General features: G+C 68.3%; 23 protein-coding genes. 6 read left to right on the top strand and 17 right to left on the bottom strand.

The genetic code is table 11. From position 1 onward, the window contains the following. Window positions 1-3 precede the first annotated feature (3 nt). Window positions 4-1,254 (bottom strand): M15 family metallopeptidase, encoded by a 1,251-nt coding sequence (locus tag ACYVLV_RS15800; RefSeq protein ID WP_460811364.1) that lies wholly within the window; start codon window positions 1,252-1,254, stop codon window positions 4-6. A gap of 148 nt (window positions 1,255-1,402) precedes the next feature. On the opposite strand from ACYVLV_RS15800, the gene ACYVLV_RS15795 reads away from it, so the two are divergent. Next, window positions 1,403-2,251, top strand: a complete 849-nt coding sequence (locus ACYVLV_RS15795; RefSeq protein ID WP_460811363.1) for a GTP-binding protein LepA — start codon at window positions 1,403-1,405, stop codon at window positions 2,249-2,251. Window positions 2,252-2,261: 10 nt separating this feature from the next. Here ACYVLV_RS15795 and ACYVLV_RS15790 read toward each other — a convergent pair whose 3' ends face one another. The 4 genes from ACYVLV_RS15790 to ACYVLV_RS15775 form a co-directional block, all read right to left on the bottom strand. Beyond that, window positions 2,262-2,873: a TetR family transcriptional regulator gene (locus ACYVLV_RS15790; protein WP_460811362.1), complete on the bottom strand. Its 612-nt coding sequence runs from the start codon at window positions 2,871-2,873 to the stop codon at window positions 2,262-2,264. A gap of 35 nt (window positions 2,874-2,908) precedes the next feature. Next, window positions 2,909-3,100, bottom strand: coding sequence for a ferredoxin (locus tag ACYVLV_RS15785; protein ID WP_460811361.1), 192 nt, complete (start codon window positions 3,098-3,100; stop codon window positions 2,909-2,911). Continuing rightward, on the bottom strand, window positions 3,097-4,605 hold the full coding sequence (locus ACYVLV_RS15780; RefSeq protein WP_460811360.1) for a fatty acid desaturase: 1,509 nt from the start codon (window positions 4,603-4,605) through the stop codon (window positions 3,097-3,099). Before ACYVLV_RS15780 ends, ACYVLV_RS15785 begins: the two co-directional genes overlap by 4 nt. 113 nt (window positions 4,606-4,718) lie before the next feature. Further along, window positions 4,719-5,201, bottom strand: a complete 483-nt coding sequence (locus ACYVLV_RS15775; RefSeq protein WP_460811359.1) for a hypothetical protein — start codon at window positions 5,199-5,201, stop codon at window positions 4,719-4,721. A gap of 82 nt (window positions 5,202-5,283) precedes the next feature. On the opposite strand from ACYVLV_RS15775, the gene ACYVLV_RS15770 reads away from it, so the two are divergent. After that, window positions 5,284-6,051 carry a hypothetical protein gene (locus tag ACYVLV_RS15770; protein WP_460811358.1) on the top strand — a complete coding sequence of 256 codons (768 nt, stop codon included), beginning with the start codon at window positions 5,284-5,286 and terminating at the stop codon, window positions 6,049-6,051. Here ACYVLV_RS15770 and ACYVLV_RS15765 read toward each other — a convergent pair. From ACYVLV_RS15765 to ACYVLV_RS15755, 3 genes are read right to left on the bottom strand one after another with little or no spacing between them, the layout of a single operon-like run. Next, entirely contained in the window at window positions 6,041-6,595 is a 555-nt protein-coding gene (locus ACYVLV_RS15765) for a TetR/AcrR family transcriptional regulator (protein ID WP_460811357.1), read from the bottom strand. The genes ACYVLV_RS15770 and ACYVLV_RS15765 overlap by 11 nt on opposite strands. Then, window positions 6,595-7,521 (bottom strand): oxidoreductase, encoded by a 927-nt coding sequence (locus ACYVLV_RS15760; protein WP_460811356.1) that lies wholly within the window; start codon window positions 7,519-7,521, stop codon window positions 6,595-6,597. Before ACYVLV_RS15760 ends, ACYVLV_RS15765 begins: the two co-directional genes overlap by 1 nt. Before the next feature lie 30 nt (window positions 7,522-7,551). Then, complete coding sequence (locus ACYVLV_RS15755; RefSeq protein WP_460812231.1) at window positions 7,552-8,919, bottom strand: malic enzyme-like NAD(P)-binding protein; 1,368 nt, start codon at window positions 8,917-8,919, stop codon at window positions 7,552-7,554. 144 nt (window positions 8,920-9,063) lie between these two features. Between ACYVLV_RS15755 and ACYVLV_RS15750 the strand changes: the two genes are divergently transcribed. Both ACYVLV_RS15750 and ACYVLV_RS15745 read left to right on the top strand, forming a co-directional pair. Beyond that, window positions 9,064-9,756, top strand: a complete 693-nt coding sequence (locus tag ACYVLV_RS15750) for a TetR/AcrR family transcriptional regulator (protein WP_460811355.1) — start codon at window positions 9,064-9,066, stop codon at window positions 9,754-9,756. Continuing rightward, window positions 9,756-12,113, top strand: coding sequence for an MMPL family transporter (locus ACYVLV_RS15745; RefSeq protein WP_460811354.1), 2,358 nt, complete (start codon window positions 9,756-9,758; stop codon window positions 12,111-12,113). The genes ACYVLV_RS15750 and ACYVLV_RS15745 overlap by 1 nt, the downstream gene beginning before the upstream one ends. 9 nt (window positions 12,114-12,122) lie before the next feature. Here the strand turns inward: ACYVLV_RS15745 and ACYVLV_RS15740 are convergent, their stop codons facing one another. The 5 genes from ACYVLV_RS15740 to ACYVLV_RS15720 form a co-directional block, all read right to left on the bottom strand. After that, the gene (locus ACYVLV_RS15740) at window positions 12,123-12,590 is read right to left on the bottom strand and encodes a hypothetical protein (protein WP_460811353.1); all 468 of its coding nucleotides are present in this window, start codon (window positions 12,588-12,590) and stop codon (window positions 12,123-12,125) included. Window positions 12,591-12,618: 28 nt separating this feature from the next. Beyond that, window positions 12,619-13,287, bottom strand: a complete 669-nt coding sequence (locus ACYVLV_RS15735) for a hypothetical protein (RefSeq protein WP_460811352.1) — start codon at window positions 13,285-13,287, stop codon at window positions 12,619-12,621. Then, window positions 13,284-13,925, bottom strand: coding sequence for a nitroreductase family protein (locus ACYVLV_RS15730; protein WP_460811351.1), 642 nt, complete (start codon window positions 13,923-13,925; stop codon window positions 13,284-13,286). Before ACYVLV_RS15730 ends, ACYVLV_RS15735 begins: the two co-directional genes overlap by 4 nt. A gap of 41 nt (window positions 13,926-13,966) precedes the next feature. Next, window positions 13,967-14,935 (bottom strand): SDR family NAD(P)-dependent oxidoreductase, encoded by a 969-nt coding sequence (locus ACYVLV_RS15725; RefSeq protein ID WP_460811350.1) that lies wholly within the window; start codon window positions 14,933-14,935, stop codon window positions 13,967-13,969. Window positions 14,936-15,169: 234 nt separating this feature from the next. Further along, complete coding sequence (locus ACYVLV_RS15720; protein WP_460811349.1) at window positions 15,170-15,571, bottom strand: group I truncated hemoglobin; 402 nt, start codon at window positions 15,569-15,571, stop codon at window positions 15,170-15,172. 118 nt (window positions 15,572-15,689) lie between these two features. On the opposite strand from ACYVLV_RS15720, the gene ACYVLV_RS15715 reads away from it, so the two are divergent. Beyond that, window positions 15,690-16,163, top strand: a complete 474-nt coding sequence (locus ACYVLV_RS15715) for a MarR family winged helix-turn-helix transcriptional regulator (RefSeq protein WP_460811348.1) — start codon at window positions 15,690-15,692, stop codon at window positions 16,161-16,163. 16 nt (window positions 16,164-16,179) lie between these two features. Here the strand turns inward: ACYVLV_RS15715 and ACYVLV_RS15710 are convergent, their stop codons facing one another. From ACYVLV_RS15710 to ACYVLV_RS15695, 4 genes are read right to left on the bottom strand one after another with little or no spacing between them, the layout of a single operon-like run. Next, window positions 16,180-17,304 carry an NAD(P)/FAD-dependent oxidoreductase gene (locus tag ACYVLV_RS15710; RefSeq protein WP_460811347.1) on the bottom strand — a complete coding sequence of 375 codons (1,125 nt, stop codon included), beginning with the start codon at window positions 17,302-17,304 and terminating at the stop codon, window positions 16,180-16,182. Continuing rightward, a complete protein-coding gene (locus tag ACYVLV_RS15705) occupies window positions 17,301-18,245 on the bottom strand; it encodes a DUF1295 domain-containing protein (RefSeq protein ID WP_460811346.1) in 945 nt (314 codons plus the stop codon). The genes ACYVLV_RS15710 and ACYVLV_RS15705 overlap by 4 nt, the downstream gene beginning before the upstream one ends. A gap of 45 nt (window positions 18,246-18,290) precedes the next feature. After that, entirely contained in the window at window positions 18,291-20,276 is a 1,986-nt protein-coding gene (locus ACYVLV_RS15700) for a cation:proton antiporter domain-containing protein (protein WP_460811345.1), read from the bottom strand. Between the two features lie 45 nt (window positions 20,277-20,321). Continuing rightward, window positions 20,322-22,109 carry a sensor histidine kinase gene (locus ACYVLV_RS15695; RefSeq protein ID WP_460811344.1) on the bottom strand — a complete coding sequence of 596 codons (1,788 nt, stop codon included), beginning with the start codon at window positions 22,107-22,109 and terminating at the stop codon, window positions 20,322-20,324. 194 nt (window positions 22,110-22,303) lie between these two features. On the opposite strand from ACYVLV_RS15695, the gene ACYVLV_RS15690 reads away from it, so the two are divergent. Continuing rightward, window positions 22,304-23,662, top strand: a complete 1,359-nt coding sequence (locus ACYVLV_RS15690; protein WP_460811343.1) for a molybdopterin-dependent oxidoreductase — start codon at window positions 22,304-22,306, stop codon at window positions 23,660-23,662. Window positions 23,663-23,797: the final 135 nt, after the last annotated feature.

The raw sequence follows: 23,797 nt of genomic DNA, 5'->3' as shown, positions 1-23,797 counted from the left end.
CGGTCAGCCAGGCTTGACGATCCGGTTCAGCTCGAAGTGCATGGGGTCGGTGTAGTTCCAGTCACCGCCCCAACTGAACCCCCACTTCTTGAAGATCTGGACGACCCCGCGGTCGATCTCCCCGACCGTGCCGCGCAGGTTGCCGGGGACGTTGACGTCGAAGGCAAGTCCGAAGGAATGGTTGCTGAGGCGGTTGGAGTTGGCGATGAAACGCGCGTTGTAGCAGCCGGCGTACTCGCCGGGGTTGATCTTGTCGGCCAGGCCGCGCTCGACGATCTCGCGGAACGCCGCCTGCAGCTGAGGGAAGATCGCCCTGTTACAGGTCATCGAGCCCAACACGGGCACCTGGACGGTTCCGATGCGGGAGCTGACCCAGCCCGGATCGGGCACCACACGACCCCCGGAGACGGTGTAGCGGTAGGTCCCCACCGCATCACCGAAGGACCCGACCAGGAGTGCGGTCTGGACGGCGCTGGGGTCGAGGCCCTCCCGGGCGACGACGTCGAGGTTCTGCACCGAGAAGCCGTCCCCGACCAGCGTGCGCAGCGGCTTGCTGACCGTGGCCGGGGAGGTGATCCGGGTGGAGATGGCCAACGCGTTGTTCATCGTCATGCCGAGTTCCTCGCCCCAAGCGGTGTTCACCACCGCGTCGACCTGGAGCATCTGGGGGGCGTAGGCGCCCACGTGCACGGGCTCGGCGTTCTCGCCGCGACTCAGGGTGAGGTAGCCGTTGTCGTCGATCGGCACGACCTTGCGCATCTCCGGGAGGATCGCGACCTCGCCGCCCGCGACGCGGTCCCACTGCTCCTGCAGCTCGGCGCTGGCGGGAGGGGTGAACCGGCGGTAGGTGGCGGGGTTGATCGCCGCGAGGTTGTAGATCTCGTTCTCCAGGGAGACCTGCGCTATCGAGAGCTGTTCGACCGCCTCGACGCCCTTGATGGCCTGCACCTTCTCGACCATGTCCTCGCTGATCGTGTCCTGGCTGACGATGAGGATGTCGGCGGTCTCGATCCTGCCCTTCAGGGGGCCCGGAGGATCCTGCGCCTTCTCCGGATCCGCGATCGGGGCGGTGGTCGACCCGGCCGTGCTCGGGGCCGGGGCTGACGAGTCGTCCGGAGACGCGCTCTCTCCCGCCGCGGTGGTGGACTCGACGGCGGACTCGGCCTTCGCCGGGTCCTCCACGGAGTCACCGCACGAGGCGAGGACGAACAGCAGCGCGACGGCGAAGGCTGTGTTCGTACGCCAGTTCCTCATGACCCTCCGACCGATGCGAACCCCCCGTGGGTTGTGGCTCTCAGCCTAGAGGGGACCTGGTGGTGACGAGCGCCTCAGTGGCATCGACCAACCCGGATCCCTGGTCTAGACGAATCCCAGGGCGATGGCAAACATTACGATCGACCCCGTGACGACGGAGCTGCGCTTGGCGACCCATGTCGACAAGTTGGGGCACGAGCACCCCCCGATCGAGTTGTCCTCGGTCGACTTCACGGTGCAGGATCCGATCACTTTCGAGGCCCGGTTCGGGCACGTCCTGGACTACATGGCACGGGTGGAGCTCGAGGTCGACCGCAACGTCCTGGAGATCGCCACGATGCTCCCGAACCCGCCCGAGATCGACGTGCGTTTCTACCGCGACGTGTGGCAGCCGCAGGAGATCCAGCACGGGCTGATCCTCGACCGGCTCCAGGTCGAGCTCGGTCGCGCACCAGCGGAGCCGGACCGGGACTCCATGGGCACCAAGCTCAAGGTGCTGGGCGCCCTGTCGCATCTCGACGCCTTCCAGGACGTGTGTCGGATGCTCTATTACGTCACCGGGATGGCGACCGAACGCTCCGCCGTACTGGCCTACAACCTCCTGCACGAGGGGGTCATCGAGATGGACGAGACCGCCATCGCCGAGACCGTCATCAACCCCATCAAGCGGCAGGAGCCGGGCCACTACGCCTTCTACCGACTCTCCGCCCGGGCCCTGTGGAGCGAGTTGTCGACCTGGCAGAGGTGGTTCGTACGCCGGATGCGCCAGTTGTCCTTCGCCCCGGTAGGAGCCAACAACGACGATCAGAAGGCGGACTTCGGGGACCTGATGGTCACGCTCGGGATCGACGAGGACCTCGAGTCCTTCGCCCTGCAGGTCTCCCGCGTCGAGCACGACCTGCTGTGGGCCCACCGCCGCGGAATGCCGGTGCCGGACTACATCACCGCGGCCCTGCGGGGGGCCGTGGAGCTCGCCGAGGTCCGCCGCTCGGCTTGAGTTCGGTTCGTCAGGTCCGGCCCAGCACGCGGCCGACGATCCAGGCGATGTCGTCGGCGGTCCGTCCCGGGGTGTCGGTCGGTTGCATCACGTGGCTGAGCACCAGCCGCACGACGGCGTCGATGGCCGCGTCCAGGCGTAGCCCTTCGAGGCGGACGTCGTAGGGCACCATCCGGTCCGCGATCACCTGCTTCGCCACGGTCAGCAGGGACGCCGAGTGGGTGGTGAGCAGGGGCAGCAACTCCGTGTCGGCCCCGTGGGTCGCCGACACGACGGCCTTGAGCAGGGCGTTGTCGTGAGCGTGCTCGAGCACGCTGGCGGCGGCGGCTCGGATCGCCTTCACGAGGTCGTCGTCGTGGGCGTCGAAGGCGAGTTGGACCAACGCCATGAAGCGTTGGAGTTCACGCTGGATCATCGCTTCGGCCAGACCCGGTTTGGTGCCGACCTCGTTGTAGACGGTCTGTCGGCTCACCCCGACCTCGTCGGCCAACTTGCCCATGGTGACCTTGGACCAGCCGATCCGCGCGGTGAGGTCGACCGCCGCGTCGACCACCCGATCGTGGGTCGAAGACGGCGGGCGCCCCCCCATCGGCAAGGTCGGCGAAGTCGTCGGTTCACTCACACGGGTCAGCGTAGTCACGCAATCCTCATGATCTGCTAATCGTGCAGCGTGAGCGCGAGCACCGGGCAGGCCTGGACGGCTGCGTTGACGTGCGATCGCTGGGACTCATCGGGGTGCTCGTCGAGGATCGTCATCACGTCGTCGTCGTCGAGTTCGAAGAAGTCGTCGGCCATCGCCTCGCACATCCCGAGACCCTGGCAGGTGTCGCGGTCGACCTCGATCCTCATCGCGCGTCCGCCGAACGGAGCGGGGTGAAGTCCATGGCCTCACGCACGCCGCAGTCGGGGCAGCACCAGTCGCGGGGGATGTCGGACCACGCGGTCCCGGCGGCGAAGCCCTCGAGCTCGTTACCGGCCTCGACCTCGTAGGTGTAGGAGCAGCCGGGGCAACGGGCTGCCATCACGTCGTCGAGGTTGCCCGTCTGAACCGTCTGAGCTGTCTGGTCCGACTGCTCTGCGCCCGGGGTGGCACCTGGGGTGGCCGCCGGAGCGGGGGCGGCCTCGGCGGGAGCGGCGGACGCGGCGACGCCGTACTTCGCGATCATCTTCTCGCGCTTGCGGGGCATGATGTTGGCTCGGGTCAGGTCGCCCTCGAAGTGCGCGGCCACGCGGGGGTCCATCACCCGGCTCCACAGCGGCGGGAAGAGGGCCAGGACGATCATGCCGGCGTACCCGGTCGGGAGCACCGGGGACTCCTCGAAGTCGCGCAGGGTCTGGTAGCGACGGGTCGGGTTGGCGTGGTGGTCGCTGTGGCGCTGCAGGTGGTAGAGCAGCACGTTGGTGGCCACGTTGTTGGAGTTCCAGGAGTGCGAGGGGTCCACGCGCTCGTAGCGTTCCTTGCCGGGTTTGCCGACCTTCTGGCGCAGCATGCCGTAGTGCTCCATGTAGTTGACGACCTCGAGGAGCAGGAAGCCGGAGGCCTGGATGATCAGGAACGGGATGATGCCCAGACCGAGCCAGATGATCACGCCGCCCCACAGGACCGCCGACATCAGCCAGGCGTTGAGGACGTCGTTGCCGAGGCGGAACGGGTGCTGTCCCTTGCGGGCGTAGCGCTTCTTCTCGATGCTCCACGCACTCGTGAGGGAGCCCAGGACCGTGCGGGGCAGGAACTGGTAGAGGTTTTCACCCATCCGCGAGGAGGCGGGGTCCTCGGGGGTGGCGACGCGGACGTGGTGACCGCGGTTGTGCTCGATGTAGAAGTGCCCGTAGAAGGTCTGGGCCAGTGCGATCTTGGACAACCAACGCTCGTTGGCCTCGCGCTTGTGACCCAACTCGTGGGCGGTGTTGATGCCGATGCCGCCCATCACGCCGATGGTGATGGCCAGGCCGACCTTCGCGAAGAGGCTGAGGTCGTCCTGGAACCCGAAGGGGTCCCCCCGGGCGATGAGGTACATCGCGCCGAGGAAGGCGGCGAACTGGAGAGGGAGGAAGGCGTAGGTCACCCACCGGTAGTACTTGTCCTCCTCCAACGCCTCGATGGCGTCGTCCGGCGGGTTGGACCGGTCCAGTCCGGTGACCAGGTCGATGGCCGGTACGACCATCAGCACGATCACCGGGCCGATCCAGAAGAAGGCGCTCAAACCGGTCGCGGCCCAGGCACCGTAGGCGATGAAGCCCAGGGAGGGCACCACGAGACCGATCAGCCACAGGTAGCGCTTGTTGTCCTTCCAGCTCTCGGTCGAGCTGGCCGACACCGTGCTGTGCGGGATCTGATGAGTGGGGGTGTCCATCGGTCGTACCTCCTGGTCCAACGATCAACGTCGATCGGTTTACAGGACTGTAACCTTTGTAAACCACGTTGACAAGAGGTTCGCTTCTGTCAATTTTTCCCCCGCGAGTCGCGTCAGCGAGCCATCCTCCGCGGCGTCTTGCGCGGCTGGTCCACGGGCGGCTTGATCGTGGCCTGGCCGGCGGCCTCGGCGAGCTCCGCAATCTGGGCGGCGAGACCGGGCGCCCCCATGATGCGGATGCGAGCCAGGTGGCGACCGGTCCGCAAACCGATCTGCCGGGACATCCGTCCGCCGCTCAACTCCACCGCTCGGACGTCGCGCAGGTTGATGTCCATCATGGCCATCCCCCGACCGCCGCGGCTCGGGATGAAGTTGAGGTGGAGTTTCGTCAGGGTGAGTCGTCCAGGCACCCACACGGTGCCCCACACCGACTGGAAGCGATCGAGGGTGACGTCCGAGTCGGTCGCGCCGTTGCTGCCAGTTTGGTCGGCGCTGTCGGGGCTGTAGGGGCTGCCGGGGCCCTCGGGGTCGGCGTCCCCGTCGATGCTTTCGACCGACATTTGGCCGGTCTTCGACGCGATCACCCCGTATGACATGTGCACATTGTGCGCGTGGGGAGCGTCTGTCCACAAGGACGGTGCGGCAGACTGGCCGCCGTAGCCGTCGAAGGGGAGACGCGTGACCGACCCTCAGCAACCAACCGATGACCAGGATCTGATCGATTCCAGCACCGCCACACCCGCGCGGTCGGGATCGTCGGCGTACGCCACCCTGGGGTCCTTCGGTCGCTGGTTGGTACGCCGGCGAACGCCTCTGGTGGTGATCCCGATGATCGCGGCCCTGATCATCGTGAGCAGCATCGGGGCCCGACTCTTGCTCGAGGCCATCCCTGATCCCGTCGCGGCTCCTCCGTCGGCGATCTGCTGGGACACGCAGGAGGTCCCCACCGCGGAGGAGTGCACCCTGCCCACCGGCGAGGCCGGGCTTCGGTGGGTCTTCCCGTCCTTCGACCCCGAGGAGGGTGAGTGCCGCAACCTGCTGAAGGGCGTGAAGAACCCCACCCGGCCCACGGCCTGGCAGTGCGACATCGTCACCAAGAACGGAGTCCTGGTCCAGGTCAACTACCTCGAGCTGGCCGACGCCAAGAGCGGTCGCATCTACTACCAGAAGCAGTTCAAGGGCGCGGAACGCACAAGCGTCGAGGACCGACAGGACCAGATCTTCCGCTACGAGTGGCGTCAACCCACCGACCTCGGGTTCCAACTGGCCGCCGTCTACAAGGACTTCCCCTTCGCGGTGGTGGTGAACAGTGAGAACGCCGCCTTCCGCGACAAGATCTTCAAGTCACAGGTGAAGTTCCGCCAACCCAAGGGCGTGGCGGTGCGGCGGTATCCCTCAGGACTCGATCCCGACGACCCCGCCCCCTCCAGTCTGGTCAGCGACTGATCGCCGCCCAGCAGGCCCGCGCGGTCCGCTCGGCCTGGGCGTCCGAGAGCCCGATTCCGCTCGCCGCCAGGCGCACGGCCGGGGCCACGCCGAGTTCGTAGAGGACCGGATCGGGCAGGTCGACGAAGTGGGCGCGCAGTCCGAGACGGTCGAGTTCGATGCTGAGAGGATCAGCGGCTCCCGCCGTGACGAGGTCGTGGGCGTCGCAGGCGTACGGCGAGACATCGACCTGCAGCAGGAAACGAGCCCGCACCGGGGCGGCTGCGAGGTGATCCCACGCGCCGAGCCACAGGCCGACGAACTGCTCCTCGGGATCCAGCGCACCGCGATGTGCGGCGACGGCCGCCGCGACGAGGTCGTGCTTCGCCTCCACGTACGCCGCCAGCACGAGGTCGTCCTTGGAGCCGTAGTGGACGTACGCCGTCCCGGTGGCCACGCCCGCCGCGCGCGCTACCGCGGACATGGAGGCGCCGTGGAACCCGCGTTCGGCCACGACCTCACGCAGCGCCTGCCGCACCCGCCCAGCGGTCCCGGTCGCGACCATCAGGAGCGGAGGGGCCCGACCGTGAGCCCGGTCTCCCGCTCGGAGACCTCCCACAGGGTGGCGATGGCGGCCGCGCTCCCGGGCCGCAGCAAGGGCTTGCGGATCGGTGCCCCGGAGGTCACGAACATCGGTCCGTAGACAGCGCCGGGAGTCGCGCGTGGGTCCGTGGCGGCCCGCAACTGACTCAGCGCCCCCCGAGCCGTGGTCATGCCACCGGTTCTGGTCAACACGTGGGCGATCTTGCCGAAGACGTCGTCGGGGTTCTCCGCCACCGTGGTGCTCTGCAGGTCCGAATGGGTCAGCCCCGGGTGGGCGGTCAGGCTGACCGCGTCCGCTCCGAGGCGGTCGAAGACCTGTTGCAGCCCGCTCGCGAAGTGTCGGTTGGCCAACTTGGCCTGGCCGTAGGCCTTCCACGGTCCGTAGGCACCGTTGCGCAGGTGGGGGTTCTCGGGGTCGACGGGGTGTCCCACGTGCATGGCGGTGGAGCAGACGGTCACCACGCGCGCGCCCGGGGTCGCGACGATAGCGGGCAGCAACGCCGAGGTCAGCGCCCAGTGCCCGAGGTGGTTGACGCCGAACTGCATCTCGAACCCGTCGCTCGTCTGCCGTTCCGGCATCGCCATCAGCCCGGCGTTGTTGACCAGCAGATCGATGCGATCGTGCGCGGCCAGGATCACCTCGGCGGCGGTGGCCACCGAATCCAGGGACCCCAGGTCCAGCGGGACGATCTCGAGGGACGCGTCGGGGATCTCGCCGAGGATTTCGTCCCTGGCCGCGACCGCCTTGTCCTGGTTGCGGGCCGCCATCACCACATGCGCACCCCGGGCGGCGAGCGCTCGGGTCGTCTCCAGGCCCAGACCCCCGTTGGCTCCGGTCACCACGGCCGTGCGGCCGCTCTGGTCGGGAATGTCGGTCAGGTTCCACATGGCGAACTCCTAGAATGAATGATTGTTCATTCAGTCTGGCACGTCGTGTTGCTTACCGGCAACTGCTGCGGCCACCGCCTGGGTCACGTCGGCGTTGAAGACGCTGGGGATGATGAACGAGGCGTTCACCTCGTCGTCGCGCACCACACCCGCGATCGCCTTGGCGGCCCGCAGCAGCATGTCGACGGTGATCTCCGAGGCCCGGGCGTCGAGCAGTCCGCGGAAGACCCCGGGGAAGGCGAGCACGTTGTTGATCTGGTTCGGGTAGTCCGAGCGTCCGCTGGCCACCACGGCGGCGTACTTCCCGGCCAGTCCGGGGTCGATCTCCGGGACGGGGTTGGCCAACGCGAACACAACGGGACGCGGGGCCATCGTGCGGATCCATTCGGCGTCCAGGACACCGGGACCGCTGACGCCGACGAAGACGTCGGCTCCCTCGAGGGCCGCGGTCAGATCGCCGGTGATGTGACGCGGGTTCGTACGCCGCGCCAGATCGGCCTTCGCCTCGGAGAGCCCAGCCAGGGACTCCTCGTCGGCGGACAGGCACCCCTCGCGGTCCCAGACCACGATGTCGGTCACTCCGGCCGCAAGCAAGAGGGTGACGATCGCGCTTCCCGCCGCACCGGCGCCGGCCACCACCACGCGCACCTGGCGTAGGTCCTTCTCCACCACGCGCATGGCGTTCATCAGGGCGGCCAACACCACGATCGCCGTACCGTGCTGGTCGTCGTGGAAGACCGGGATGTCCAGACTCTCGCGCAGCCGCCGCTCGATCTCGAAGCACCGGGGGGCCGCGATGTCCTCGAGGTTGATGCCACCGAATCCGGGGGCGATCATCTCCACGGCGCGGACGATCTCGTCGGTGTCCTGGGAGGCCAGGCAGATCGGCCAGGCGTCGATGTCCGCGAAGCGCTTGAACAACGCGGCCTTGCCCTCCATCACCGGGAGGGCCGCCCCCGGCCCGATGTTGCCCAGACCCAGCACCGCGCTGCCGTCGGTCACCACGGCGACGCTGTTGCCCTTCACGGTCAGCCGCGAGATGTCCTCGGGGTGCTCGGCCAGCGCCATGCTGACCCGACCGACCCCTGGGGTGTAGGCCATGGACATGTCGTCGCGGTTGCGCAACGGCACCTTGCTGTGGACCTCGATCTTGCCGCCGATGTGCAGCAGGAAGGTGCGGTCACTGACCTTGTGCACCTCCACGGCGTCGATCTCGTCGACCGCGACCCGCAACTCCTCCGCGTGCTCGGCGTCGCCGGCCGAACAGGTGACGTCCAGGACCAGGCGGGTGCTGCTCGACTCGGCCACGTCGATGGCGGTGACGATCCCACCGACGCGGGCGATCGCGGTCGCGACCTCACCGACGACCCCGTGATCGGGATCGGTGTGCAGGCGCATGGTGATGGAGTAGGACGAGACGGTGGCCGCATGGCGGGCGGGAGTGGGCACACCCCCAGCCTGCTGCCACAAAGGACCTGAGGCAAGCACGTGACCCCCATCACAATTGTGCACTCTTTGGTGGAAAGTGCAAGAATGCACTCTGTGACCATCAGTGCAACCGGTGTGCGGGCCCAGCGCCGCATCGACACTCTGCGCTCCATCGAGCAGCAGGCACTGCTGCTGACCCGCGAGCACGGCCTCGACGGCTGGACCATGGACGAGTTGGCCGAGGCCGTCGGCGTCTCGCGGCGCACCCTGTTCAACCACGTGCCCGGAAAGCTCGACGCGGTCCTCGGCGGACATCCCGAGGCCTCGCCTGAACGCGTCGAGCAGTTCGTGGCGGGTGGACCCACCGGCGACCTCTTCGGCGATCTGGGAGACCTGGCCAAGAGCGTCCTGGACGACCGCGACTTCGACCGCGACACCATCGCGCTGCGCCGCGAGATCCTGATGGCCAACCCGCGGCTCGCGGTGACCATCCACGAGCGCTTCGAGGAGATCACCCGGGAACTGGTCGAGCGCATCGTCGAGCGCGAGGGCACCCGGATCGATCACAACAAGGCGCGACTCCTCGTGCGACTGATCGTCGCGCTGGTCGACACCTGCCTGCTCAGCGTCCTGGAGGACTCCACCGACAACGCAGACAGCGCAGACGGCAAACCGGAACCTGCGCGCCTGGGCGAACTGTTCGACCTGAACCTCGCCAACGCCCGCGAACTCCTGGCGGGCACCCCCATCACCGGCACCAACACCACATCACCCCTACCCCAGACCACCACCCCACAGGAGCCCTGATGGCCACCTTCCTCTACCGCATCGGCAAGAACGCCTATCGACACTGGCCGCGCTTCATGGCCGGCTGGCTCGTCGCCCTGATCGTCGTCGGCACCGTCGCCGCGCTGTTCTCCAAGCCGGCCAACGACTCCTTCTCCATCCCGGGGATCCCCTCGGAGCAGGCGGCGGACCTCCAGGCGGAGCTCTTCCCGGCCTCCGAGGACGCCTTCGACCAGGCCACCGTCAACGTGGTCGTCGGAGCACCCGAGGGCAGCACGCTGCGTGATTCCAAGTACGCCGCCGCCGTGGACGACCTGATCGCCGACCTGAACGGCGTCACTCAGGTCCCGGCCGAGCCGGCCCTGGTCAGCCCGGTGGAAGCCGCTGACGCCCAGAAGCAGCTGTTCCTGGACGGCGCCGCGCAGGGCGGCGGTTCGCAGGAGAAGGCCGAGGCCAACGCTGCTGCGGTCTCGCCGCTCTCCCAGGACGGTCGCTTCGGTCTGATCACCTTCGCCTTCGACGCGGACACGATCGTCGACGTGGAGCCCGCGGCGCGCGAAGGTGTCCAGGACGCCATGAAGGCCGCCCAGGAGGACGGCCTGGTGGCTGAGGCCAACGGGCAGGGCATGACCGCGCAGGACCCGCCCGGTGGCACCGCCGAGCTGCTCGGCATCGCTGTCGCTCTGATGGTCCTCGTGCTCACCTTCGGCTCGATGGTCGCCGCCGGACTACCGATCCTCAGCGCCGTGCTCGGCCTGGCTCTCGGCCTGACCGGGATTACCGCCATGACGGCCCTGATCGACGTCAGCTCCAGCGCGCCGATCCTGGCCACGATGATCGGACTCGCGGTCGGGATCGACTACACCCTGTTCATCCTGGCCCGCTACCGCACCGAGTTGGAGAAGACCGACGACCGGGCCGAAGCCATCGGTCGTGCCGTCGGAACCGCTGGTTCGGCGGTTGTCTTCGCTGGCCTGACCGTCATCATCGCACTGTCGGCGCTCCTGGTCGTCAACATCCCGTTCCTGAGCGCCATGGGTCTGGCCGCCGCCGCCACGGTCTTCATCGCCGTCCTGGTCGCCCTCACCCTGCTCCCCGCCATCCTCGGCCTGCTGAAGTCCAAGGCCTTCGGTGGGAACGTGCGCCGCCGGGTCCCGGCCCGCGAGGAATCCGGACTGGTCCTGAACAACGGCGTCCGCTGGGCGCGGACGCTGGCCAAGCGGCCCGTCGCCTTCGTGGTCGTCGTCATCCTCGGCCTCGGTGCCCTCGCGTTGCCGCTGCAGAGTCTTCAGCTGGCCTTCCCGACCGACAGCACCGCGCCGAGTGACACCACTCAGCGCAAGGCCTCCGACCTGATCTCCGAGGCCTTCGGCCCCGGTCGCGAGGGTCCGTTGCTGGTCGTCGTCGACGCCGGCGACGTACCGGCCGACGACCGTGGCGCTGCGTTCGCTGCCGTCGCCGACTGGGCCGGCTCCAAGGACGGCGTGGCCAACGCTCAGGTCGCCGTGACCAACATCGATCCCACCCAGGAGCCCGGTCCGGACAACACGGCCACCGGCGCCCTGATCCAGGTGACTCCCTCGTCCGGTCCTGCCGACCAGGCCACCGAGGACCTCCTGGTGGACCTGCGGGAGACCCAGAGCGACATCGAGGCCGAGACCGACACCACCACCGGTGTCACCGGCCTGACCGCCATCACCACCGATGTGTCGGACCGGCTGTCCGACGCCCTGCCGGTATACCTCGCGATCGTGATCGGCCTGGCCTTCATCCTGCTGATGTTGGTCTTCCGGTCGATCCTCGTGCCGCTGACCGCCACCCTCGGCTTCCTGCTCTCCATGCTCGCCACCCTGGGTGCGACCGTGGCGGTGTTCCAGGAGGGAGCCTTCGGTCTGGTCGAGGGTCAACCCATCGTGTCGTTCATGCCGATCTTCCTGATCGGTGTCGTCTTCGGGTTGGCCATGGACTATCAGGTCTTCCTGGTGACCCGGATCCGCGAGGCGCACGTGCACGGCATGTCGACCCACGACGCGGTGGTCGATGGGTTCCGCAACTCCGCGCGGGTCGTCACCGCGGCCGCCACGATCATGATCGCGGTGTTCGCTGCCTTCATGCTCGAGGACGACGTGCTGATCAAGTCGATCGGCTTCGCTCTGGCCATCGCCATCGTGTTCGACGCCTTCATCGTGCGGCTGGTCCTGATCCCGTCGCTGCTCTACATCCTGGGCGAGAAGGCCTGGTGGCTTCCGGCCTGGCTGGACAAGATCCTGCCCAACGTCGACGTGGAGGGCGACAAGCTCAACCAGGTCCTCGCCGCGGAGGCGGAGGACGCCGCCGCGGCGGAGCGCGATCTGGTCTCGAACAGCACCGCCGGTTGAGCCCTGGCGTCAGTCGACGCCGAGGTGCTTGAGGAGGTTCTTCGAGAACCGGTCACCCATGGTCGCCATGACGCCCTTCATGGTGCTGCGGACGGCCGGTCCGGAGAACTTCGGGGCGCGGATGTCGGCGCAGATCTCGAGGCTGGTCTTCAGCAGGGTTCCTCCGTCGGCCTCGGAGAGGTCGTACCACCCGTGGACCCCGGCCTTCTCCTGCCCACCGTTCGGGGGCTCGTGGACGAACTCGATGCGCTCGAGGTTCTTCAGGGTCATCCGCTCGGTGAAGACCGGCGCGAACCCCAGGCCTGCCACCTCGAGCCCGGACATCGACCAGATCCAGTAGTCGCCGTCGGCCTTGATGGAGCGCACGAAGGGGGTCATCTTGGCCACCAGATCGGGATCGATCAGTGCATCCCAGATCTTCTGGCGTTCGGCGGGGACAACGGCCTCCGCGGTGGTGCTGGCTGAGAAAGCAGTCATGCGCGCAAGCCTAGTTTGTGCCGCCTAGTCAGCGGGTGGCTGGCACCATGCGTCCGGTCACCTGGGCGGGCTGTTGGTACCCCACCGGATTGGCGAAACCGGCCATCGTGATGTGCACCTTGCGATCCCCCAGATCCAGGACCACCGCGTCGTCGGTGATGGCGAAGATCTCGCCGCTGACCAGGTAGGTGTCACTCCCCACCCGCTCCACCGAGGCGCCCGGCTTGCACCGCGAGATGTCCTCGACCGCGACAAGGTGGAGGTCCGCCTCACCCGACCCGAACGAACGGGTGCGCCAGAGCAGCACCCACAGGCTGAGCAGCACCAGGTTCGCCAGCAGGCTGATCACCCAACCCGCCCGGCTCGTCTGCTGACCCTGGACCTTGTAAGCCCCCGGGTCATCGCCCAGCACCCGAACCGCGATCTCCTCGGACTCGATGGCCTGGGCGTACGTCGCCTGGTCCACCGACGCCGCCCGGAGGGTCTGCGCGGGGTCGAACTCCGCGTCGTACTGGAACTCGACGAAGTAGCGGGGGTCGTTCTCGGGGGAGATCACGAAGTCGTCGGTGACGACGGCCGTCACGTCCACCCCACTGTGGTCGATGCGCCAGGCCGTCCAGGTGCCGTGCACGATCGGGAGGTTGATCAGGACCGTCATGAACAACAGGACGAGCACCGCGCCGCGGCGGTTCTTCATGCCGGGGGCCGACCCCACGCTCCGTCCCACCGGTCCAGGTGGGCCACGTCGGTGAGCGGCCGACGTTCACGAGGACGCTGCTCTCGGTCCCGGTCGCGTTCGTCCACGTCGTGCGGGTCCCCCCGCATTCCGAGCGCGATCCCGGCGGGGATCGCGAAGTGGTCGGGGACGCCGAGGTCCCGCGCGGTGGCTTCGCGGTCGAAGCCGGCGAACTGGTGGGCGAACAGATCCATCGCGTGGGCCTGCAGGGTCAGGTGGGCGGCCGACTGTCCGAGGTCGTAGTAGGAGTACGCCGGGTTCACCGGCTTCGGGGGCCGCTCCCCCTCACCCGGGGGCTCGAGCGCTGGGTCGACCGCGATCTGGGTGGCCGCGAGGATCACCACGGACGCCCGGGGCACCCACCCGGCGTTGCCGCGGGACAGGTGGGAGACCAGGGTCTGGTGACCGGCAGAACCGCGGCGCAGGACCAGGAAGCTCCACGGTTGGGAGTTTCCCGAGCTCGGGGCCCACTGGGCGGCGTGGAGCAGCAGCTCGACCTGGTCGTCGTCGAGCTCGTGACGGTCGTCGAAGATGCTCGGGCTCCACCGCGAGCGCAGTGGTTCGGTCAGGTCGGTCGTTTCCGGGGTGGGAGCATGCACGCGCCCAGTATGCGGGCCGGGCCATCACCACCAGGGGAGTCTCAGGTCGGCCATTCCGTGCCGGTCAGGGCGGTGATCTGACGCAACAGGTCCGGGGTCTTGGGGCCGTCCTTGTCACGCTGCCACCCGACGGTGGTCGGCCGCAATGCGCGGTCGTGCCAGAAGTGGTGGCTGCCGTCGGAGTGCGGACGGGTGGCGACGAGCCACACGGCCGTGTCCGCGCCGTCCTCGGAGTCGCGCAGCACCCGGCCGAGCACCTTGTTGAAGGTCGGCAGGCTGTCGGCCACCCCGGGGGTCCCGACCCAGCCCGGGTGCATGGACTCGACCCGGGTCCCGGTGCCGCGCAGGCGCTTGGACCAGGCTTCGGCCAGCACGACCTGCATCCGCTTGGTGCGGGCATAACCCTGGACGCCGTCGTACTCACCCTGGGCGAACTGGATGTCCTCGGTGGGCAACTTGGCGCCGTACATCCCGCCGGAGGACATGAACACGACCGTGGACTCCTCGGCGTTCTCCAGGATGGGGAGGAGCCGGTCGACCATCAGGTGGGGTCCCAGGACGTGGGCGGCCAGGGCCATCTCGTTGCCCTGCTTGGACTCCTGGCGTTCCTTGGTCATCACCCCGGCGTTGTGGACCAGGCCGTGGAGCATCGGGACGCGGCCGAGGAAGTCGGTGCACCAGGCGTTCACGGCGTCCAGGTCGCTGATGTCGCACAGTTCCTCGACCACCTCGACGTGCGGGTGGGCGTTGCGCAGGCGCTCGGCGACGTTGCGGGTCTTGACCTCGTTGCGGCCCAGGACGTGGACCGTGGCTCCCAGCGCGGCGAAGGACTCCACCATGGCCTCGCCGATCCCGGAGGTGGCGCCGGTGACCAGGACCCGCTTGCCGCGCAGGCTGCCGGCCCCGGGGTCGGCCGCCCACCACTTGCGGCGCAGGGCGGAGCCGATCTTGGAGTAGCCGAGGAGGATCGAGCGATCGAGTGCGGCGTCGAGGATGCTGGTGGCTGACATGCGTCAAACCTACGCACTCGGTGGCCGGCACCGAAGGCCCCTAGGGGTGATCTCGACCCCAACGCCGGACGCGTCGCCCCTGCCCTCCCCCCACGGTCGAGCAGGGGCGACTCCGGTGGCCCCGCGTAGGGGCACGCCCGGTGATTTATATGGTACGTGCGAAGTCGGGGAAGTTAAATGAGCAACCGTCCGGTCGGTGGAAACTCACCCTTCGGGGCGTAGCGACTGCTTCGCTCAGGCCGGGACGGGCACGTCGGCGGTGACCACCTCGGAGCGGTAGCTCTCGATGATCGCCATGAACTCGTCGTGCTCAGCCTTCGGGACCGCCAGAAACGCCAGCGTGGCGGCGATCTCCGTCGCCACGGCGTCGAACTGGTCGGTGGTGATCGCGAGCGTCTCGTGGGCCTTGACCATGTCCATACCCGGGTAGCACTGGGGACCGCCGGCCGCCTGGATGGACCAGGCGGTGACCAGGAACTTGTAGCCGGGTCCGTTGTCCGGATCGCCGTGGTGTTCATGCACGGCCTCGTTGGCGTTCACCGCGAAGTTGGCGAAGAGCCGGTCGACCAGGATGTTGACGGCTCCGGCGATGCCGTAGGTGCCGCCGAGGCGGTGGTAGAGGGATTCGTCGGTCATGTGAACCTGCCTTCAGAGCGGTGTGGTGTGGGTCACACCACTGTCAGAGGTTCACCGCATCAAGTCAATAGGGCACGATTAAATCGTGCACAAATCGTTTGGCCACTAGTCTGCGTCCATGACCGCCACCGTCGAAGCGTCGGACCCGACCCTGGACCAGCAACTCTGCTTCGCCCTCTACAGCGCCTCCCGCGCCATGACCGGGGCCTACCGGACAGGTCTTGCGGGGCTCGGCCTTACCTATCCGCAGTACGTCGTCCTGCTGGTGTTGTGGGAGGTCGACGCGGTCTCCATGGGCGAACTCTCGCGGCGGCTCCATCTCGACAGCGCCACGCTGTCCCCGTTGCTCAAGCGCCTCGAGCAGCGGGGCCTGATCACGCGACACCGCAGCCCCACCGACGAGCGCACCGTGGAACTTGCGTGCACCCCTCAGGGCCACGCGCTCGAGGCGAGCGTCCGGGCGGTGCAGCGGGAGGCCCAGAGCGCCACCGGTCTGACCTCGACCGAACTGGCGGACCTACGCGACGACTTGCACCGGGTCGCTGGCCGGCTCCGGGAACACGAACCGAGCGACCTTCCAGGCTCACTGTGATTCACCGGCCCCCGGCTCAGTCGCCCCGCACGCCCCGGTAGATCCCGCGCCGCACGATCCACGGCTGCAGGACCCGGTCGATGGACCAGGCGGGGAAGCGCAGCAGGCGTCCTGAGCCGGAGAAGACCTCGAGCCCGTTGGGTTGCACCCCGAGGACGGAGCCCCAGCGGCGTTTCGGTGGTCGGTAGCGCTGCAACCGTTTGCCCGTCAGGTGGGCTCGGATGTTGCTCGCCAGGAGGGTGTCGGCCCGGTTCCGGGCCGAGGAACGCAGCGGATCGGTCGCGGCGACGTCCCCGAGCGCGAAGACCCCTGCTTGGCCGGGGACGCTCAGGTCGGGGTCGACGCGGACGAACCCGGCGTCGTCGAGGACCTCGGGCGGCAGCCATGAGGTGTTCGGCTGGACCCGTCCGATTGCCCAGACGACGGCGTCGGCGTGGACCGGGTCCTGCCCGGTGCTCCAGGTGACCGGGTCGGAGGTGATGCGGTTGCACGTGAAACCTTCCGGTACGACGGCCCGGTGGTTCGGGTGCAGGACGACCCCCCGGTCGATCAGACGCCGCCGGACCGCGGCCCAGGTCCGGCCGTGGTGCTGGGGCAGCGCGCGGTCACTGGGGAAGTAGAGCTCGACGTGCTTCAACGGCCACTCCAGGGCCAGGTTGGCGGCGGTACTCACCGCGGCGGCCCCTCCCCCGAGGACGGCGATCGAATCGGCCCGGGCCAGTTGGCGGTGGGCGTCGTCGAGTTCCGCGGCGATCTCGGCGGTGGTCTGCAGGTGTGGGCGTCGCCAGAATCCGTTGGTGACTCCCGTGGAGACGACCAGGACGTCGTACGGCTCGTGGGTGGTGGTGCCCTCGGCGCCCTGGACCGACACCGTCCGGGCCGCCAGGTCCACGCCGGTCAGCATCCCGTGCACGGTGCGGACACCGTCGAGCCGTCGGTAGCGCTCGAAGCCGATCCAGTAGTCACGAGCCCAGATCTGGGGGCGGGCCAACCGCGCCCCCAACTCCTGGCCGCTGACCAGGCCGGGTTTGGAGGAGATGCCCACGACGTCGCAGTGCCGGGCCAGGCGGATGGCGGTCAGGAGGCCGCTGTCGCCGAGCCCCGCGACCACCACACGTGGTCGAGGACCGGATCGGGTCACTCCCGGGTGGCCTTGCTGGACCTGCTGCCCGACTTGGGAGCCTTCCGGCGGCCGGTCGAGCGGGGCGGACGTGGCACGAGCATCGGGACGCGGTCGATCACGTCCTGATAGCTCGGTCGCCGCTCCAGACTGCGCTTCTCCATCATCGGGATACTGACCCCGACGAACATGGCGACCATCGCGGCGACGCCGGCGAAGAGCCACCAGAAGTCACCCGGTGAGGCAGCCAGTCCGAAGAGGGCGACCGAGAGCCAGAAGCTGATCTCCCCGAAGTAGTTCGGGTGCCGCGACCAGGCCCACAGCCCGGTGTCCATGACCTGTCCGGGGGTCCGGTTGCGCACGAAGGCGTGCATCTGGGTGTCGGCGCCGAACTCGAGAGCGACGGCGCCCACGCCGACCAGGACGGCGATCACGTCGATGATGCCGACGCCGCGGTCGGTGACGGTCAGCGCGACGTACGCCGGCACCGTGGCCAGGAAGACCTGGAGCGTGGGGAAGAGGTGGATGCCGAAGAAGTCGACGAGGACCTCGGCCTTGCCGGCCTCCTCGCGCAACATCGGGTAGCGCCAGTCCTCGTGGTGCAGGCCGGGGAAGGTGTGGACCCAGTTGCCGGTCAGCCGCACCGCCCACAAGGTGATGACGCCGAGGACCAGCCAGGCGCGCAGGTCATCGATCCCCAGGGAGGACTCGCTCCACCAGTAGAGGGCGAGCAGCGGAGGGATGACGCTCCAGTAGGCGTCGTAGAAGCTGCTGTTGCCGTAGTACCGGCTGAAGCCGAAGATCACCAGGGTCGCGAGGAGGTCCGCAATCAGGGCGTCGAGCCACAGGTAGGCGGTGTCCGGGCCGAGATAGAGCCACGCGACTCCGACGATGAGGACGGCGACGTACGCCGCGACCACGCGCAGGAGCGAGGCGCTGCGGCTGAAGGTGGGTTCGTTCATGGGGTGAGGCTAATGACGCGAACCGGGCCGCACAGGCGAATCGGACTACTCGAAGGTGACGTCGTCCTCGAAGCAGTAGGCCCAGTCCTCGCCGGGTTCGGCGCTGCCCATCACCGGGTGTCCCGAGTCCTTGTAGTGACCCCGGGCGTGACGACCGGCCGAGGAGTCGCAGCACCCGACGTGGCCACAGCCGAGGCAGACCCGCAGGTGTACCCATTCTGATCCGTCGCGTAGGCACTCCAGGCAGGCCTGGGTCTTCGGCAGCACGGGGACCGACGCCTCGGGGTGGGTGCAACCGGAGTCCTCGGGGACGGGTCGGTGAATCAGGTGGGAGGTGTCGGCCCAGGTGCGGTTGCGGGAGCCGGGAGCCGGGGGCGGGTGCCGCGGCAGTTCCAACTGGTCGAGCACGGTGATGAACAGGTGGTAGCGGCTGGCGGCCTGGGGGTCGATGAGGTGATCGACCCCGGCGGTGGCGTAGGCCTCCAGCCCCTCGTGGGTCTGGGCCCGCGCCACGATCGGCGCCTTGGTCAGGTCCCGCACGATGGTGGCGATCTCGGCGGTGCGCTCCGGTTCGTCCTCGGCGATGATGACCAGCCGGGCGTCGGAGACGGCGACCATCTCCATGATCGAGGACCGGGTCGGGTCACCGGTGACCACCGAGAGGCCGGCGGCCTCCGCGGCGCGGACCCCGGTCGGGTTGAGGGTGGTCATCACCACGGGGATGTCGCGGCTGTCCAGCTCGCGGGCCAACTCGATGGAGTCCGAGCCCCACCCGAGGATCACCACGTGATCGGTCCATTCCCCGTCGATGCGCTCCACCTCCTCGGCCTGGGCGTCGCCGGGTCCGGCGAGGACGAGGCGATTCCCGAGCGCGGCCAGCATCGGGGTCGCGACCATGAGCAGGACGGTGACGGCCACGACCGCCTGGAACCCGTCATCCTCGAGCCCGCCCGGGCTCAGGCCCGCGTCGTCACCCGCGTTGAGCAGGACGAAGGAGAACTCACCGATCTGGCCGAGCAGCAGAGCAGCGGCCAGGGCCTGGCGCCACCCCACTCCCGTGGGTAGGAGCGCCAGGGTGGTGGTCGCCGCCTTCAGCACGAGTACGCCGACCGCGAGGCCGAGCACCAGCGGCAGGTTGCTGAAGACGAAGCCGAGATCGAGGAACATGCCGACCGAGACGAAGAAGACGGCCGAGAAGATGATCTTCAGGGGCAGGACCTCGGACAGCGCCTGGGTGCTCTGCCGGCTCTCGCTGACGACCAGACCGGCCAGGAACGCACCGAGGGAGACGCTGACCCCGACCAGCGCGGTCAGGTAGGCGGTGCCGAGGCAGATCGCGATGATGCTCAGCAGGAAGACCTCGGGCGAGCAGAGGCCGGCGACCCGTTCGAGCACCTTCGGCATCAGGCGTCGGGCCACGATCAGGACCAGGGCGATGACTGCGAGCGCGGTGCCGAGTGCCCGCAGGATGGGTGAGGCCCCGCCGTCGGCGTCGGCGGCCAGCAGGGGGACGACCACGACCATGGCCACCACGGCAAGGTCCTGAAGGATCAGCACCGAGAGGGCCAGGCGGCCCTGCACGCTGTTGGTCTGGCCGCTGTCGGCGAGAATCGTCAGCACGATCGCTGTGCTGGACAGCGCCACGACGAAGCCGGTGAAAAGGCCGATGCGCCAGTTCTCCCCCAGGATCGCGACCAGCCCGACCGTCGCGGCCGCGGCGAGGGTCACCTGGGCCCCACCGCCCAACACGATCCAGCGCCAGACCTTGGCCAACCGCTCGAGGGAGAACTCGATCCCGATGGTGAACAACAGCAGGATGATGCCGATGTCGGCGACCGCTCGGACCGACTCGGTGTTCGCGACCAGTCCGAGCTGCGCGGGCCCGATGATCACGCCCGCCAGCAGGAACCCGACGATCGGGACGACACGACACTTGACGCTGAGGTAGCCGACCAGGGCGGCCGCGACCACGAGGGCTGCTGCTGGAGCGAGGTACGCCGGGACCTCGGTCCCGGCCATGACGGTGATCATTGGGTGCCCCTTCCCAGGCGTGCGAACTCTAGTGGGTCGCCGGAATCAGCCCTTCGCGCGCGGTAGGTAGACCCGGAACTCGCTCCCGACCCCCAGTTGGGAGCTCAGCTCGATGCGACCGCCGTGGCGATCAACGATCCGCTGCACGATCGCGAGGCCGAGGCCCGTGCCTCGCACCTGGATCGTCTTCGGATTGTTGGAGCGAAAGAACTCCCGGAAGAGTTTCTTCTGATCCGCCTGCGAGATGCCGTAACCGTCATCGGCTACGACCAGCACCGCTTCCTTCCCGATGTTCTCCATACTCACCCGCACGGTGCTGCCCGAAGGGCTGTACTTGACGGCGTTGCTGACCAGGTTGACGACGACACGGTCCAGCTCCGAGGCGACGCCCAACAAGATGACGGGTTCGGAGGCGCTGGCGACAACGACCTCGATGCCTTGTTGACGCGCCGTCGTGGAGTGCAGGGCCAGGACGTCGGCGACGATCTCGCCGAGGTCGACTCGCTCGCGGGACATCGATGCGTTGGGGTCCGTGACCCGTGACAGCAGCAGGAGGTCCTCGACGATGGCGCCCAAGCGTTGGGCACCGCGGTCGGTGGCGGCGGCCGCGCGCGCGAGCATGGGATCCAGATCAGCGTCGCTGATGAGCTCTTGCAGGATCTCGAGGTTCCCGACGATCGAGGTCAGCGGAGTACGGAGTTCGTGAGAGACGGTGCTGATGAGTTGGCTCTTGTAGGTGTCCATCGCCTGGAGCCGGCGTACCTGCGCCAGCTCGCCCTCGTAGTTGTGCGCATTGAGCAGGGCGCGACCCAGGTCGTGGCCCACGTCGAGCGCTTCTTCGGTCTCGACCGTCGTCCAGCCGGAGCCGTCGCGACGGTGCAGAACCACCATGCCCAAACAATCCTCACCTGCCCCCAACGGAATGACCAGCAGCGAACCGGTTTCGTCACGAGCGAGGAACTCTTCGGCGGCCTGCAGGATCTCGGGCTCGTAGGCTTCCGGGGCGTGTATCCCTTGACCGGCGCGGGCCACGATCACGCTCTGGTCTCGCCATGCCTGTTGGGCGACGGCACGGGCCAGGTCCGGGGTCCGTTCGTGAAGTCCGGGCGGCTTGTCGATCTCGAGCGAGTCCAGCAACGGCTGCAGGGAAGCCGGGACGGTCAACAGTTGCCACCACAGTTCGTCCGCTGCGAAGCCTTCGAGAAGCGCGGCTTTCGACTTCTCGAGCACCTCCGCGAGCGATAGGGCACCACTGGCGGCCCGCACGACCCGCCGCGCGGCGCCGCTCACGGCGATCCGCTCCGCGAGCTTCTCCCGGTCCAAGGTCGTCAAGATCGCGCGACGGGCATGGATGCTGTAGTTCTCGAGCTGGCGACGCTGTTCACTGTTGGGGATCCGGCCGTCGAGCGGGGCGTCGATCGCCAGTGCGGCTCGAAGGTTCCCTTCGCGGTCGCAGATCGGCAGGACAAGGCTGTTGAGGGGGTGCCAGTCCTCAGGATCATCACTGACGGGGAGGTCAGGGACGATGGCGTGCGCGATCGCCGCCGGATCGAGATTCTCGTGGGACAGGAAGCGGAGTGGCCCCCAGTGCTCGGAGGCCTCCAGTGCCTCGCGAAGGAAACGGCTCGGCGCACGCGAGCCGAGCACCCCACTGGGCTGCTCCTCGCCTGCTACGGCGACGCATTCGCTCATGTCACCATCCATGATCAGCATGGTCGCGATGCCGAAGCCGGCGAAGGTGGCCACGCCCTCGGCCACCAGTTGCAGGGCATCTCCCGACGAAGCGATGCGCCAGGTGCGGGCAACTGGCCCGAGCTCTGTCGTTTCCGTCATGGTCGTATGGTGCCTCGGGCGTGGGTCGTACTGCACGTCCATCTCGGGAACTGGCGCGGACTGCCGAATGGGTCCCACCGGGCCGCAGCCGGGTTCCTCGATGGGTGTGACGTGTCGACGTGAGAACTGTTGGCGCCGCCGGGCGATCCACGAGATAGGCCCCCGTTGGCGCTCCTCGGGTCTAGGCTCGCGCGGTGCTCAGATTTCGTGTCGACACCGCCGGCGGTGTGCTCCTGCTTCTGGGCCTCACCGAGCGGGGGGCGGCGATCTCGGGTCGGAGCCTCGTAGATGCGATCGGACGGGTCGTGGTCGACCGCGTGCCTTTGCCTGTGGTCGAGGAGACGGTTCGTTTTCTGGGAACGACCGACAAACCCTTCTTGCGCGCGAACCTCGTGGGCGGCGTCGCACTGGCCGCAGGTCTGGCGGCTCCGAGCAGTCCGAGCAGGGGGCAGTCCCGTGGACCGATGCTCGGCGTCGTCGCTGGCGCGATCGGGCTCGCCGCCTATGTCTCGAGCCGACGGCACCTCGCGGCTCTCGAGTCGGACCAGGATCGCAACAGGACCCAGATCCGCGTCGCCGACCCACTGCCGGAGCTGATCGACGGCGGCGAAGGATGGCAGGGCGCGGAGCCCTTGTTCACCGACATCGATCGCTTCTACCAAACTGACGTGAACCTCCGCTCACCGCTGATCGACCCTGCGACCTGGCGCCTGCAGGTGGTCGGTTTAGACGGGACGCGTGCCCAGGTCACGCTGGACGACCTTCTGGAACTGCCGCTGCGCGAGCGCGACGCCCTGTTGATCTGCATCCACAACCGGCTCGGTTGGGACCGTCTCGGTCACCAGCGCTGGACCGGTGTCGACCTACCGGCACTCTTCGAGGCCCTGGGTGTGGAACTCCCCGCCGACCTGTCCGGCACCGACCTGGTGATGGAGGCAGTCGACGGATACAAGCAGGTCCTCCCTCTCGCTAGGGCCCTGGAAGCCTCGTCGTGGCTCGTGGTGGGGATGGGCGGACAGACCCTCCCCGCAGGCCATGGATTCCCGGCACGAATCATGACTCCGGGACTGGCCGGGCAGTACAACGGCACCAAATGGTTGCACCGCCTGACGCTCGCCCCCGCCGGACAAGAAGTCGCCACCTGGGTTGCTCGTGGCTGGCCGCGCGACGACGTCAAACTGCCCCCCATGGCGCGCATCGACCACCCCGGAGCGATCGCGATGCCTCCCCGACTCCCCCAGGGCGCCATCGACGTCGGTGGTTCGCTCACGGTGTTCGGCACTGCCTGGGCGCCCGCGAACGACGGCGTCGCCGACGTCCAGGTGAGGATCGACGACGGTCCCTGGATCTCTGCCGAACTGGCCGACGACCTGGGACCCACCTCCTGGCGACGTTGGCGCGCAAAGGTGAACGTGAGGCCGGGAACGCACGTTGTCTCGGCGCGCTGCGTCGCGGCCGACGGGACCATCCAGAAAGAGCAACTCACGCCGCCGTTCCCCGACGGGGCGACCGGCCACCACTCACTCAGGCTGCGGGTGAAGAACAACCCGTAGACCGCAACGACCGCGAGCGTGCTCACCGGCTGGACTGCGGTGGTGTTGTGGGTCAGTCGGATCGCGAACACGTCGACAACTCCGTCGGTGGCATGTTCACCCGGACCGCCGCCGACCTCAGCGGAACCAGGGTCA

This window comes from Nocardioides salsibiostraticola, from assembly GCF_054783655.1.
This window is presented reverse-complemented; position numbering and strand designations above follow the sequence as displayed.